The 14,739-nt window shown below is 57.6% G+C and carries 11 protein-coding genes; 4 read left to right on the plus strand and 7 right to left on the minus strand.

The features are described 5' to 3' along the window. The 3 genes from K9N21_17885 to lptG all read left to right on the plus strand — a co-directional run bounded on the left by K9N21_17885 (nt 1) and on the right by lptG (nt 3,774). Nucleotides 1-597, plus strand: coding sequence for a DUF3786 domain-containing protein (locus K9N21_17885; GenBank protein MCF8145783.1), 597 nt, complete (start codon nt 1-3; stop codon nt 595-597). After that, entirely contained in the window at nt 584-2,398 is a 1,815-nt protein-coding gene (locus K9N21_17890) for a glycosyltransferase family 39 protein (protein MCF8145784.1), read from the plus strand. Before K9N21_17885 ends, K9N21_17890 begins: the two co-directional genes overlap by 14 nt. Before the next feature lie 299 nt (nt 2,399-2,697). Continuing rightward, nucleotides 2,698-3,774, plus strand: a complete 1,077-nt coding sequence (gene lptG, locus K9N21_17895) for an LPS export ABC transporter permease LptG (protein MCF8145785.1) — start codon at nt 2,698-2,700, stop codon at nt 3,772-3,774. Between the two features lie 151 nt (nt 3,775-3,925). Here the strand turns inward: lptG and K9N21_17900 are convergent, their stop codons facing one another. The 7 genes from K9N21_17900 to K9N21_17930 all read right to left on the minus strand — a co-directional run bounded on the left by K9N21_17900 (nt 3,926) and on the right by K9N21_17930 (nt 12,417). After that, nucleotides 3,926-5,584, minus strand: coding sequence for a phospholipid carrier-dependent glycosyltransferase (locus K9N21_17900; protein ID MCF8145786.1), 1,659 nt, complete (start codon nt 5,582-5,584; stop codon nt 3,926-3,928). 9 nt (nt 5,585-5,593) lie between these two features. Beyond that, on the minus strand, nt 5,594-6,484 hold the full coding sequence (locus tag K9N21_17905; GenBank protein ID MCF8145787.1) for a 4-deoxy-4-formamido-L-arabinose-phosphoundecaprenol deformylase: 891 nt from the start codon (nt 6,482-6,484) through the stop codon (nt 5,594-5,596). Beyond that, nucleotides 6,481-8,535: a bifunctional UDP-4-amino-4-deoxy-L-arabinose formyltransferase/UDP-glucuronic acid oxidase ArnA gene (arnA, locus tag K9N21_17910; GenBank protein ID MCF8145788.1), complete on the minus strand. Its 2,055-nt coding sequence runs from the start codon at nt 8,533-8,535 to the stop codon at nt 6,481-6,483. Before arnA ends, K9N21_17905 begins: the two co-directional genes overlap by 4 nt. A gap of 144 nt (nt 8,536-8,679) precedes the next feature. Further along, nucleotides 8,680-9,645: a glycosyltransferase gene (locus K9N21_17915; GenBank protein ID MCF8145789.1), complete on the minus strand. Its 966-nt coding sequence runs from the start codon at nt 9,643-9,645 to the stop codon at nt 8,680-8,682. After that, nucleotides 9,642-10,796: a UDP-4-amino-4-deoxy-L-arabinose aminotransferase gene (arnB, locus tag K9N21_17920; protein MCF8145790.1), complete on the minus strand. Its 1,155-nt coding sequence runs from the start codon at nt 10,794-10,796 to the stop codon at nt 9,642-9,644. Before arnB ends, K9N21_17915 begins: the two co-directional genes overlap by 4 nt. Then, entirely contained in the window at nt 10,793-11,167 is a 375-nt protein-coding gene (locus K9N21_17925; protein MCF8145791.1) for an EamA family transporter, read from the minus strand. The genes arnB and K9N21_17925 overlap by 4 nt, the downstream gene beginning before the upstream one ends. A gap of 110 nt (nt 11,168-11,277) precedes the next feature. After that, complete coding sequence (locus tag K9N21_17930) at nt 11,278-12,417, minus strand: glycosyltransferase family 4 protein (protein MCF8145792.1); 1,140 nt, start codon at nt 12,415-12,417, stop codon at nt 11,278-11,280. Between the two features lie 646 nt (nt 12,418-13,063). On the opposite strand from K9N21_17930, the gene K9N21_17935 reads away from it, so the two are divergent. Further along, complete coding sequence (locus tag K9N21_17935; GenBank protein ID MCF8145793.1) at nt 13,064-14,734, plus strand: glycosyltransferase family 39 protein; 1,671 nt, start codon at nt 13,064-13,066, stop codon at nt 14,732-14,734. The last annotated feature ends 5 nt before the right edge of the window (nt 14,735-14,739 follow it).

Here is a 14,739-nt window from a genome sequence, read left to right on the forward strand (position 1 = left end):
GTGTCCACCGGCTATGAGAAGATTATCCGCGACAACCTCCAAGAGGCCTTTTCCCGTCCCCTCCCGGAACTGGAGAGATCGATGGGGGCGGAAAGGAGGGGGCGCACCCTCTTCTTCCGTGCCTTTGGACAGACGTGTTGTCTGGATCCCGACAAGATAATCCTGTCCGGGGCCCCGAGTGTGGATCCCAAAGCCCTCCTGGTCTCCCTGTATGCACGACACGCCGCTCCTGAGGAGATCCGGATCGAACCCTTTACCTCGTTCAGGGATTTTCAGGGAAGCATGCCCTATCAGGGGGCATTCGGCGTTAACAGCGAACAGGTGCTCGCTCCCCATGTCCCCCGGATCAAGGAAAAGGCCGGGACCCTCAAGGCGGCATTCGGCGGAGCAGACGGGGTCGGGGGCGACTTCTCCCTGATCCTCTATCCCCTCCCCAAGATTGCGCTCTCCTATATATGTTATCTCGCTGACGAGGAGTTTCCCGCTGCCGCCACTATCCTCTTCTCTGCCAACGCCCTCTGTTTCATGCCCCTCGACGGCCTGGCGGATGTGGCCGAATACACGTCAAAGGAGATGATACACCTTGCCGGCGGATAGGCCTCGTTCAAGGGAAGGGGGAGGGGTCATTGCGGTCATGATCCTGGTGACGGTCCTGGCCGCAGGCATCTACTTCATCGGTCTGGACGGCTATCCGCTTCTGGATCCGGACGAAGGCCGGTACGCGGAGATTTCCCGCGAGATGCTGGAGACCGGCGATTTTATCACCCCGCGCCTCAACTATGTGAAGTATTTTGAGAAGCCCCCCCTCTTTTACTGGTGTGTGGCCGGCGCCATGGCGCTTTTCGGACAGTCGGAATGGGTGGTGCGCATGGTGCCTGCCCTGGCGGGCTTTCTGACGGTGGTCCTGATCATGGCCCTCGGAAATTGTCTCTTCGGGAGGCGCGTGGGGGTTATGGCGGGATGGGTGTACCTCACCAGCGTCATTCCCCTGATACTGGCCCGCCTCCCGATCATCGACGGCCTCTTCAGCCTCCTTCTCACCGCCACCTGGGGGACATGGTGGTGCGGGTACCGGGCATTGCCGGGGGGAGCCAAGCGGCGCTGGTACATTGCGGCCTGGGCCCTCATGGGCCTCGCCGTCATGACCAAAGGGGTTGCGGCCATTGCCCTGACAGGAGGGATCGTCCTCGGCGTTATCGCCCTGAGGTCGGACTGGCGCGCCCTGGGGTCCCTGTGCTGGATTCCCGGTCTCCTGGTGTTTGCCGTCATTGTCCTCCCCTGGCATCTGGCCGCAGGATTCCGCAATCCCGAGTTTTTTCATTTTTACTTTGTGGTCCAGCATTTCGGGCGTCTGATGCAGGAAGAACATGCCAAACCGTTCTGGTTTTTCCTGGTCATCTTCCCTTTCGGCATGCTGTTCTGGACCGCCTTTTTTTTCCCCTCGGCGCTGTCGAGCCTCAGGCGCGGAATGAAAGCCGTTCGTCTGCCCCGGGTCCTGTTCCAAGGGAGGGATAAGTCTCCGGACGATCCGAACGCCGCCCGGCAGTCCGAAGGGATTCTTTTTTTGATCCTGTGGGCCGGGGCCGTGGTCGGTCTCTTCAGCCTGAGCCGAAGCAAGCTCGTGCCCTATATCCTCCCCGCCTACCCGGCCATGGCAATGCTGATGGCCTTCCACCTGGTAAACGGGGGGCTGGCAAGGAGGTCGGCCCGATGGTGCGCCGGGATCACGGGAGTCTTCCTCCTGGCGGCGATTCCGGTGGTCTCCTATTACGCCCGGTCCCAGGACATGCTCCCTGGGACCGCACTGGAATGGCCTGTCAGGCTGGCCCAGGGCGCCCTGTTGCTGGGCGGCGCCCTCCTGGTCATGGCAATGTTCAAACGTCGCATGATACCGGCCGCCGCAGGCCTGGTCCTGGTGATGCTCATCCCCGGCATGGTGATGATGGTTCCGGTAGCGGCCACCTACAGAAAGGTGGGGGGGCTCATGAAGGAGATGCCTCTGCCCCTGCCCAAGGAGATACGTGTGGCAGAATGGCGCACCTTTGACCAGGGGTTGAGTTTCTACACCCGGCGCCGCACCATTCTGGTGGACAATATGGGCGAACTCCGATTTGGAAGCACCCTGGGGGATCATGCTGATTTTTTTCTAAAGGGGGAAGAGAATCTGAAACGCCTTGGAAGGGAAGGGCCTCTCCTGGTGAATCTGCGGCCCGGCGACTGGCCCAGGGTCCGGGAGTGGGGACTGTTCCGGCCGGCGGCGGCCAACAGCACCAATGTGATGGTAGGGAATGACGCCTTTTTCCGTCTTGCAGGGCTGATTCCATGGCCGGATGATGCAATGACACCGCCTCCGCTGCTCCTGATGCCGCGGTCTCCGAGTCCGGGGAAGAACGGGTGAGACCGCCGTTCCCACGGGCAATTCAGATTTTTGCAGCGGTTTAAATGAGACCCCCCTGCGAACGCAATGTTAAGCGGTTTTTTTATCACAAAGCCGGAGTGATACGAACGGATAGTGGGCAGGTGACTGGAATTTACCAAATAGTGCCTGAACGAAAATCACGCCTTGGCGTGATTCAGGCACTATTGAATATTCAAGAATTGAAAATTGAAAATTGATGGAACGAAATTTACATTAACAAACCTCTTCTCATATTTCACTGTTTCTTGATTTTCCAGGATTCCGTTCGGGTACCAAATATGAATATTTTAACGCGATATCTTGTCCAGGAGTTTTTCAAACTCTTTATCATCTGCCAGATGGTGTTTATCGCCATCTATCTGATGATAGACTTTACCAGCGGGATCGACGACTTCATAAAGGCACAGGCGCCCAGGGGCGTGGTGGTCTCCTACTTTCTGTACAAGATCCCCGCCATCACTGTGCAGATGCTCCCTGTGGCCACCCTCACCACCGTCATCATCGCATTCAGCCTGATGAAACGAAACAATGAGATCACCGTCCTGAGGGCGTGCGGGACCCATGTCTGGAAGATCTCTCAGCCGGTTATTGTCACGGCCGTATTTCTTTCCATGGCCATGTTCCTCCTTTCAGAAACCCTTGTCCCCTATACCAGCTCCCACGCCAACAGGATATGGCGGGAGGAAGTCAAAAAGGAAAAGACCGGCCAGTTCCACGGGCAGCGTCATATCTGGTACAAGGGGGATAATGGCATCTACTGGATGAGACAGTTCGATGACCAGACCCGTACCATGATCGATCCTGCCTTTTACTTCTTTGATGATTCTTTTCATCTGATCCGGAGGATCGATGCGCGGTCAGGAACCTGGGTGGACGGGGTGTGGCAGCTGAGGGAAGGCATCGTTCAAAACCGTGAACAAGACGGGAGCTACGATCTGAGCCGGTTCCAACGACTGGAACTGAAGATCCCCGAAGGGCCGACGGACTTTGTGAGAAAGGAAATCGAGCCCGAAGAGATGGGCTATAACCAGTTGAAACGGTTTGCCAAAAGGCTCAGGGTGGAAGGATACGACGCCAGCCGTTATTTTGTGGACCTTCATATCAAGATCGCCTTCCCCTTTGTGGTCCTGATCATGGCCCTGATCGGAATCCCGATCGCCCTGTGGAAAAAAGAGATGGGCACGCCCATGGCCGTCTCCATCGGCATTGCGCTCTGCTTTATATACCTCCTTGTGTTAGGGCTTTCCCGCACCCTCGGATTTGCAGGGATCCTCCCCCCGATCCTTGCAGCATGGCTGGCAAACAGCCTCTTTCTTTTTTTCGGAGTTTACCTCATGATAAACGTGAACCGGTAGACACGCCCACCACCCGGCAGCCCAAATCAAACCTATCTCACACAGAGGCACAGGGACACGGAGAGATTGAGAATTCTCCCTATTTTGGTATCCCCCTAACTTTGTCGTGAGACATGGGGTTTTCTCAGGTCATGGCGATGGGGACGGATTTTCATGGCTGAAATACCAGGAATACAAAGGCGCTGTCCGTATCCTTTACATCGGGTTCGGGAAGGCGGTCCTTATATTTCAGATAGTCTTTGGTTTCCAGGAAAAGGACCACCGCCCGCCTATCGGAATCCCCCGAAATGAGTTCCCGAAGGTCCGTCACGGTTAAGCGCCTGGAAGGATGTGAATCGTCCCGGTCCACCCCGTACCGGAGTTCACCCGCCTTTTCCAGCAGATGGATATCGTCCCGCTTATAGAACCAGCAGACCGCATGGACCAGATGAGGTCCGGTGACGATCCGCGTGTGGGGATAAATCCGGTCGTGGTTGCGCAAAAGGAGACGTTCCGGGGTCCTGTCTTCCAGGACGTGATCCGGAAGGGCAAAATGCACACTGAATAACAGGGGGACAGGCGCAAGGATGAAAAACAATAGCTTCCTTTTCCAGTCCGGGTGGACCGCGGAAAAAAAGGCGCCGGCCCCCCACGCCAGGAAACCGCCTGCAGCGATGGCCCACTTCCAGGACTCCAAGGGATCGTAAACCCTTACCCAGAGGATCCGGGTGGTCTGGTTCAGCATCAGGGCAATCGCGATTCCCCCCATGAGAACCGCCAAACACCAGGCAGCGACATTAAAGGCCCGTTTTTTCCCCTTCTCAAAGTAGTCTGCGAGCCCCATGGCGATGATCATTATAAAGGGGGGGAAACAGGGGAGGATATAGGGGATGAGCTTGCCGCTGCATGCCGAGAAGAAGAGGAAGGGAAACAGGAACCAGCAGACGGCGAAACGGACGAGGGGGTCCCGGCGGCGCACCCCGGCGGTGGTTTCCGAAACCACAGCAGGGACAAGAAAGAGCCAGGGGAGGGCGCCCCCCGCCAGTATGGGGAGGAAGTACCAGAACGGTTTCGGGTGCTGGCCCGGAACCGGGGAGATAAACCGGCGGATGTGTTCGGTCCAGAAGAAGTAATTCCAAAAATCGCCCTCTTTCAGGTGAATCAGGATGCCCCAGGGGAGGGTGACCAGGAGGAGGGCCAGCAGCGGGATCCAAAGGATCCGGAACAGCTCTTTGAGACGGCGTTCCCAGACCAGGAAGGGGACGATGGCGATGCCGGGGACGGCAAAGGCCAAAAATCCCTTCATGAGAAATGCAAGCCCGCAGAATGCCCCGAACAGGGCGAGAAACCCGGATCTTTTTAGAGGATGGCCTTCCTGGTAGGCGAAAAAAAAGGACGCCATGGCCCCGGTCAGAAAGAGGGTGAGCATGCTGTCCAGGATGCTGATGGTGCCGAGGGCCAGGACCAGCAAAGCGGTCAGATAGGCGGCGGCCCCGAGGGGCGCGGCCTCAGCCCTTGTGCCGAATCGCCGCATCAGAAAGAAGAGTATCATCGCCGTCATCCCTGCGGACAGGGCGGACGGGAGGCGGACGGCAAATGGGTTCTCGCCGAACACCATAATGGAGAGGGCATTGAGCCAGTATCCCAAAACCGGTTTTTCAAAGTACTTGAGACCGTTCAGACGGGGGACCACCCAGTCTCCGGAGGCGATCATCTCCCTGGGAATCTCGGCGTATCGTGTCTCGTCGGGGATGGCGAGGGGCCGCCATCCGAGGGGAAGGATGTAGAGGATCAGAAAGAGAGAGATGACGGCAAGAGAATGCTTCCTCATGGCAGAGCCCTACGCGACCTCTTCCTGACAGGAAACCCATCCCTCGCGACCGGGAATCTCCATCGGCACCATTTTTGCCTCTCCGATATCACGGGCATCCATCAGCAATTCTCCGAGCGGCACCAGGGTCCCTCCGATGGACCGGACCTTTTCGAGAAACCGGTCGAACATCTCCAGGCAGATTATCCCCTCGGCCTCTGCATGAATGGTCAGGACATTGAGGCCTTCCGGTTTTAACAGGGAGATCAGATAGTCGTTGTATGTCTTGTCCGATATGTTGTTGCGGCCGATGACCTCGTCATAGGTGGGGAGGGTCGCCGGTATCTGGGGTTGCGGGAGGGCCTTTCCCCGGACCAGGGGATAGAAGATGTCGCGGCCCCGGCAATCGCTGTTATAGGTGAAGGGGAATTTCATCTTTTCCAGGAGAACCCGGTCGTTGCACTTCCATGCGGGGGCCGCGGAACCCACAGGGGTGAGCCCGATCGTCTCCCTCAGAAGCGCCGTCCCTTTCTCGATGGTGCGGCGTATCACATCCCCGGTCATCCGGTCGATCTTGGTCTGCCATTGATGGTGATCCCATGCATGCAGCCCGATCTCATGGCCGGCGTCGGAAGCAGACCGGATCACAGGACCGAGCTTTCGGCCGATTACAGGACCCGGCCAGAATGTCCCTCGCAGGAGGATGTCCCACCCGTACAGATTGGCCGCCCGTGTCCGGACCATCTTCAACAAGAATCCGGGACGGATCAGCCGCCAAAGGTGCCGGCCCATGTTGTCCGGACCGACCGAAAAGAAGAAGGATCCCACGATTCCATGATCTGCCAGGACCCTGCAGAGGCCGGGGACCCCGTACCGGGTTCCCCTGAAGGTATCCACATCGATCCTCAGGCCGACCTTCATGAATCCTGCGCTCCTCTGGGGGATGTTGTGTCGCCGCATACCAGGGATTCCCCGGTCAGCAACTCAAACTCGCCGCAACGGATGGCCTCTCTCAGGAAGAAATCCAGGGTGTCTTCCACCGATTTTTCAAGTTCCACCACAGGGGTCCAGTTCAAGAGGCGTCCGGCGTTCCGGATGCTCGGTTTGCGGTGGGCCATATCCTGGTAGCCCTGACCGTAATAGGCCCTGCTCTCCACCTCCCTGAATCCTGCAAAGGGCGGGAACCTGGAATGGAGGGGGTGTTCCTTGAATTTCCGTACCAGAAGTTCAGCCAGTTCCCGAATGCTGGCCTCATTGTCCGGATTCCCGATATTGATGATCCGGCCGTCGCAGACCTCCCCTTTGTTTTCGATAATCCTGAAGAGGCATTCCACACCGTCGGACACGTCCGTGAAGCATCGCTTCTGATTGCCGGAATCGATCAACTGGATGGGGGAGCCCTCCACCAGATTCAGGATCAACTGGGTAATGGCCCGTGAACTGCCGATGCGTGCCGACATCAGGCTGTCCAGCCGGGGACCGATCCAGTTGAAGGGCCGAAACAGGGTGAACTGGAGACCTTTCTGTGCCCCATATGCCCAGATGACCCTGTCCAGCAGCTGCTTGCAGCAGGAATAGATCCATCGCTGCATCCGGATGGGACCCAGGATCAGTCTGGAATCATCTTCGTCAAAATCCGCGTCGTCGCACATCCCGTAGACCTCGGAAGTGGAGGGAAAGATGATCCGTTTCCCGTATTTGACGCAATACCTCACCACCCTCAGATTTTCTTCGAAATCGAGTTCAAACACCCTCAGGGGGTTTCGGGTGTATTCTATGGGCGTGGCGATGGCCACCAGGGGGATAACGATGTCGCATTTTCGAATGTGGTACTCGATCCACTCCCGATGGATGGAGATGTCCCCTTCGTCGAAATGAAACTGCGGATTCTTGAGGAGCCGCTGGATATAGTCGGACCGCAGGTCCATCCCATGCACCTCGTATCTTCCGCTCTCCAAGAGCCGCTCGCTCAATGCATTTCCGATGAACCCGTCCACCCCCAGGATGAGGACGCTCTTTTTCCTCATGGCCTCGGCCCGGCTGGCTGCATGTTCTCCAAAGGACATCCCTTCCACCAGACCCAGTTCCGCAGCCAACTGGGACCCGCTCATGTAGACCCCGCCCTCTGTCTGGCCGAAATCGACGGCAATGGCGCCCTCTCCGCAGGCAATCACCAGGGGATCAGTGGACACGATGGTTCCCGGCCGTGCGCCCCGGTCACTCCCCTCCTCCTCGGAAACCGCCCAGAACAGGCATTTCCGGTCACCCACATGGCTGAAGGCGCCGGGGTAGGGGAGCGTTACGGCCCGGACCAGGTCCCGGACTTGGGTTGCAGACCGGGTCCAGTCGATCTCGCCGTCCCGGGGAGACCGGCCTCCGAAATAGGTGGCGGCCGCGTGATTCTGGGGCGTCCTCGGGGCCGTGCCCGCCACGATCCGGGGGAGAATCTCATCCAGCATCTCTGAGGTAGCGGTTGCCGCCTTTTCATGAAGGGTTTTTGCCGTGTCCTCCCCGGATATGGGGATCTGTTTCTGATGGACAATGTCGCCGTCGTCAGGACGGGGCGTCATATAATGGAGGGTCACCCCGGTCTCTGTTTCACCGTTCACCAGGACCCAGTTGATCGGGACCCGTCCCCGGTATCTGGGGAGGAGGGACCCATGGAGATTCAGGCACCCTCCGGGCGGGATCTCCAGTATGGGCGACTGCACCAGATGACGGTAGTAAAAGGAGAAGAGGATATCCGGTTCCATCTCCCGGATCTTTTTGACCCAGAGGGGATGGTTGATGTCTTCGGGGGCATATACCGGGATGTTTTTGAATGCAGCCAGTTGGGCGACCGATTCAAACCAGATGGTTTCCCCCGGGACATCCTTGTGGGTGAAGACCGATACAATTTCAAAACCGTTTCGGAGGAGGGCTTCAATCCCCCTGCATCCGATGGTGTGATAGGCCAAGACGACTGCTTTCATCTGTATATCCTTGTCTTAAATATTCTGCCCGGACAAGCCGGAATTGAAATAATCTCACACGGAGACACGAAGGCACGGAGATATTGTAAAAAAAATATGTTTATTGTGATTATCCTCATCAAAGAAATGTTTCGTAAGTGACGTTCACTGTCTGTTTTCCAGCCCGCTTTTTCCGACGATTTCCTCCACAAAGTATCTGGGACGGGCCCTCACATCGCTGTATATCCGGCCGATATATTCTCCGAGCAGTCCCATGGCGAGGAACTGGGCACCGACAAAGATGAAGAGGATGGCAAAGAGGGTGAAGACCCCGGCAGCGGCCCAGTCAGGACCGTAAATCAATCTCATGACAAATAGAAATATGCCGAAACCCACCCCGAGGGCGGAGATGAGCACGCCCAGCACATTCAGAAGGCGCAGGGGAAAGGTGGTCATGCCGGTCAACAGGTCGAACTGGAGATTGATGAGTTTCCAGAGTCCATACTTGGAGTCGCCGGCAGACCGCGGTGCATGGTGAACGTCGATTTCGGCCGTACGTGCGGCAAAGCTGTTGGCCAGGACAGGGATGAAGGTGCTCCGTTCATGACACTTCAGCATGGCGTCCACAATGGGACGACGGTAGGCCCTGAGCATGCAGCCGTAGTCATGCATGTCCACACCGGTGGACATCTGCACAACCCTGTTGACCATATGGGAGGCCACCTTCCTGAAAAAGGTGTCGCGCCGGTTCATTCGGACCGTGCCCACCACATCGAACCCCTCCTCTGCCTTGGCCACCAGCCGGGCGATTTCCTCGGGCGGGTTCTGAAGATCGGCATCCAGGGTCACCACGATATCGCCTTTTGCCTGCGCGAATCCGGCCATGATGGCCGAGTGCTGCCCGTAATTTCTGTTCAGGAGCAGCGCGATAATCTTGCCGGGGTATCGGGCGGCCCCGGCCTTGATCATGTTCCGGGATTCGTCCGAACTCCCGTCATCCACCAGAATGATCTCAAAATTCCTATTGATCCCCTCACAGGTCTTCAGGCACCGGTCCATGAGTTCCGTGAGGTTTTCTTCCTCATTGAACACGGGGATGACAACGGAGAGTGTGGCCTGTTCTGGTTTCATCGGTTGCTCAACACGTCCTTGATGGCCTCCACCACATCGTCCACGTCGTCCTCTGTCATGTCCGGGAAGAGGGGGAGGGAGCATATCCGGTCTGAGTTCCATTCCGTGTTGGGGAGCATGCCCTGGTGCATGCCCATGGATTCTCTGTAGTATTTCTGGAGGTGAACGGCACGGAAATGGAGCCCTGTTCCGATGTTTCGTTGTTTGAGTCCGGCCATGAAATCATCCCGGCTGAGCCCTGCCTTGTTTGTATCCAGGCGTACAATGAAGAGATGCCAGGCGTGCCGGGTGGTATGGGACGGGACCACAAGGGGAAGGATCTCATCCACCTCGGAAAGACGTTCCCGGTATATCATGGCAAGGGTTTCCCGCTTCCTGTTGAATTCATCCACACGGCCCAGCTGTCCCAGCCCCAGCACAGCGGCCATGTCCGTCAGGTTGTACTTATACCCCGGCTCCCATACCTCGGCCTGGGGGGCCCGTCCCTGTGCCTCCCGATCATAGGCATCCATCCCCAGCCCGTGAAACTTCAGCCGGTTGACTCGTTCCGCCAGTTGAGGGTCATCGGTGCAGAACATCCCGCCCTCGCCGGTGGTGATGTTCTTGATGGGATGAAAGGAGAAGATCGACGTCCCTTCTCCCCCCACATGCCTCCCGGAATAGTGGGTCCCCAGGGCATGGGCCGCATCTTCCACTATCGGGACGCCGCTCTGCGCGGCGATCCGCTTCAGGGCCGCCATGTCGGCCGCGGCGCCGGCAAAATGGACCGGTACGATCAGCCGGGTCCTGGGGGATACTGCATCCGCTACTGCATCGGGGAGGATCGTCAACGTATCCCTGTCGATATCCGCGAATACCGGTTTCGCCCCGGCCAGGACGATCAGGTTGATGGTGGAGACCCAGGTCATGGAGGGGGTGATCACCTCATCTCCGGGCCCGATTCCCAGGGCCTTCAGGACCAGATGCATTCCGGCCGTGGCCGAGCAGAGGCCGATGGCCCTTGAACAGCCGACATATCTGCTGAAAGCCTCTTCAAAGGCCGCTGTCCGGGGACCGGTGGTGATCCATCCCGAACGGAGGACCTCTCCCACGGCGGCGATATCCGCTTCGGAGATGGAGGGCCTGGAAAATGGGAGAAACTCCGGCCTCATGAGGCGCTCCTGGTGACCAGAAAGACCCCGAAGCAGATGACCAGGATGCCGGCCCAGCGCACAGGGGTCAAGGCCTCGTGAAAAAGGGTCTGCCCGGCAAAGGCGGCCACGATGTAGCCGACGCTGAGGAGGGGATAGGCATAGCTCACCTCCACCCGCGACAGGGCCAGAAGCCAGACAACCACGCTGATGACGTAGCAGAGGAGCCCGGCAAATATGAACGGGTTCAGCATCACCCGGGTCCCCACCGGGAGGATATTCTCCAGGGAAAAGGCGAAATGACCTATGGTCCGCATCCCCTGCTTGAGTGCGATCTGGGCAAAGGCATTCAGGAACACCCCCAGGAGGATCAGGGGCAGATATCGGTTCATGGTCAAGGTCTCCTCGAAAAGACTAATGTGAACAAGGGTGCCTGAAGTGTGGCGTTTGGGGTGTCCAGGCCGTCTCCTACCATCCGTCGAGAGCTGACAATAGTCAATAGTCAATCTTCCCCGGCAAAGTCAAGCCCTCTTTGCATCAGATAGACCGCTTCCACCTGATCCGCCACCCTGTCCCAGGTATGCCGGAGGGCCATGGACCGGGCCTGATCGCCCATCTTGATCCTTTGTTCCGGATCCAGAAGAACGGCGATCTTTCTGCCGAGGTCTGCGGGCTCAGGGGGCTCACCCAGGACAAAGCCCTGAACGCCGTCTGTCACGAGGTCCCTGGCCCCCACGTTCCGGGTGATGATCACCGGAAGCCCGGCGGCCATGGCCTCGAGGACGGCCATGCCGAAGGCGTCGAAGAGGGACGGCATGACAAAGATGTCAGAGGCCAGGTAGTGGGTTTCCACCTCACGGGTGACGCCGGCAAAGATAATCCTGTCCCCTATCCCCAGACGCTGTGCCAGGGCCTGGTAGGGGGCCGGGTTTCCCTTGCCTGCCACCAACAGCCTCAGTCCCGATGCCCCCTTTTCCTTTTGGACGAGGTGGGCAATCCCCTCAATGACCAGACCGAGCTGTTTGATCTCAAAGTTCATCCCCACGAAGAGGACCACCACATCCGATTCAGACAGGCCGTGGCGATTCCGGATCTGTCGCCTGCAGGCCGTCCTGTCAAGGGAAGCGAAACGCTCCTGGGAGATCCCGGGGTGGATCACGGCCATTCGGGAGGACGGGATCGGGTACATCCGGAGGAGTTCCTCCGCTACCAGCCCGGAAACCGGGAGCACCATCCGCAGGTTGGGGCCGGTCACTCCCCTCTGCTCCACCCATGCCATGGCCCTGTCAAAAAGGGTCATCCGTTTGTTTCTCACCTTCCGGATCCATGTTTTATGGGGGATGCCGTGCATGGTCAGGAGGTGCATTCGAAATATCCGGTCGTGGCTGTGGATCAGATCAAATCCGCCCCGCCTAATCCGGCGCTCGGCCCAATAGGCGAAGCTGATCTGCCGCAGGGATCGTGGAAAAGGGAGTATCGGGACCTTATGGAAGATGATGGGCGCCGTTCCCCGGCGAAATTGATTGGCAAAGAGATGCATCTCGAACCGCTTCCGCATGGCCAGCCGTTCCGTCAGTTCATATGAAAAGCCCTCGGCCCCCCCCACCAGGCCGTATTTAGGGATGACAACGGCAATTTTCATGTGAGGATCGCCTCCGGCCGATAGCGACTCGTGGATTCCTGCATGTTCATTATGAGAGGTCATCTCTCACACCCCGGAAGCCGCCACCGATACCTTGCCGCCCGCAACGGGCCGCCCGCACCCACCACGAAACCTTCCGGAAATGAAACGTCTTCAAGTCCATAGATAATTTTTTTGTCTGATGGGCGCTTTGGTGTCTGTGGAGAGAAAAAACCTCAGTTTCAAGGAGATGGTCCTCCAAAGGGCCTGCACGTTTGTCCGGGCAGACCCGGGTTCTTTTCAGGTGCTTTCCGTGTTGCTTTCGCCGGGCCGTATCCTGTCTTACCCGGGCACTGTATTACTTTCCCGGATCCAGGTCAAGTCCGGCTGAGGCCTTTTGGCGGGGGCCGAGGGGCCGGCCCACGCCGATCCTTGGTTCATCCGGTTCCATGTCAGGCAAGACCCCACAAACCCGCCATTTCTGCTGATGAAATTTCAAACGGCCGGACCGGAACCTGTGTCATTGACACATCCTCACGGTTTCCATATACTCGCTTCCGGCTGGAGGTCTCTCAATGCCCGGGCGTGCCACGCGCCAACAATGGTGGATGAAAACCGGGCATAATCCTTTTGCCGTTGTCAAAAAACCCCTTGATAAGGTTTGATCGTGCCCCAATCGCTTTTTCGCGCCACATCTTCGAACCACGATCCCCATACCCCCGGCCGCGCGGCAGGAGCGGGCATCGTCCTGATATTCCTGCTGGGGGTTGCCATACGGCTATTTGCATGCGGGCACACCTATATCATCAGTCCCGACGGGGTCTATTACATCCACCAGGCCAGGGCCATTTATTACGGCGAATGGCATAACCTGACCTCGTGCTGCCTCAGTTTCGTATCCAGCTATCCGTTCTTTATTGCCGGGGCATATCCCCTGATTCATGATTGGGTGGCCGCGGCCCAGTTGGTCTCGCTCCTTTTCGGTTCCATGACCCTGGTCCCCCTCTATCTTCTGTGCAGGCGCTTTTTCACCAGAGATGTCAGTGCCTTGACCCTCCTGGTAGTCGCCCTCCTTCCGCTCTTTGTTATCGGGAGCGGAGAGGTGATCCGGGATCCTGTATGCTGGTTTTTCCTATCGTTCGGCCTCTATTTTTTTGTCGCCTCATATGAGAAGAAGTTCCGGCTTCTCCTTCTCTTTTCGTGCCTTTCTTTTCTGATGGCCACCTGGGCCAGGGTCGAGTCTTTTCTGTTCATCCTGGTCAGTTTCATCTTTCTGCTGCTGGTTCCCCAGGAACAGAGGATCAGGAGGCTGGCATGGTTTGCCATGCCCCTGATCAGCGCTCTGATCCTTATTTTCTGCGCCGTCGTATTCCTGGACCAACCGCTCCTCCACACCTTGCGGGTGCATGACATGGTCCATAAGCTGTGGGCCCCGATCATTTCTTATGAGGTCCTCAGGACGGATTTGGCGGAATTGATGAAACAGCCGCTGGAGGGCGTCATCCCCCATTTCCTCCACAAGGCCCGCAACATGGTCTGGCTGGTGGCCCTCGGGACCGTTGTGAGGTATATGATCAGGGCGTACTTTTATGTCTTTTTTATCTTTTTTGTTCTGGGCCTGGGAGGGATGTGGCATCGGTTACGGGAGGATCGGCGAATCTTATATCTCTGTGTCCTCTCTCTTTCGGTGGTTATCCTCTTTTATGTGCATGTCCTGCAGACATGGATGATGTTCGACCGGTTCTGGGCGATTTTCATCCTTCCCGCCTTCGTGGTCATCGGGTTCGGCGTGCACAAGGCCCGCCTCATCATGACCGGGAAATGGCACTTGAAACCGTCCATCGCCTTCTTCATAATGTGCGTCCTGATCTTGGTCTCCGCATTGCCCAAGGATCTGAGGGGGAGGGAGGCGGACAAGATGGTATACAAGCGGATCGGCGAGCATATTGCCGAGAGAGAAGGCGGAGGCAAAGAGATCCGGATCCTGAAATCTCTGCGAACGCCCAACTGGACCCCTTTTTATGCCAATCTCGGGTATGAGGGGGTGTCGTGCCCCATGATCGACTTCGGCATGGAGGCGCCCCAATTTGAGGAGACGGTATTCAAAGACTATGACGCATTTGTCCATTATCTGAGAAAAGGCGACATCGGGTACTTCCTTTGGGAAGAGACGGCCTGGCCTCAAGGGGGATTCAATTTTTTGGACAAAAAACACCCTGACCATCTCAAAGAGATGGGGTCCTGGCATCATGCCGATGCCGGAAGACTGATCCTTTACCAGGTGGTCAAAAAGCGCTCTGACCCTTCCGGGGCCATCCCGCCGTTGCCGGCCGGATGAGGCAT

It is taken from the genome of Deltaproteobacteria bacterium (assembly GCA_021737785.1).
Taxonomy (GTDB): domain Bacteria; phylum Desulfobacterota; class DSM-4660; order Desulfatiglandales; family Desulfatiglandaceae; genus AUK324.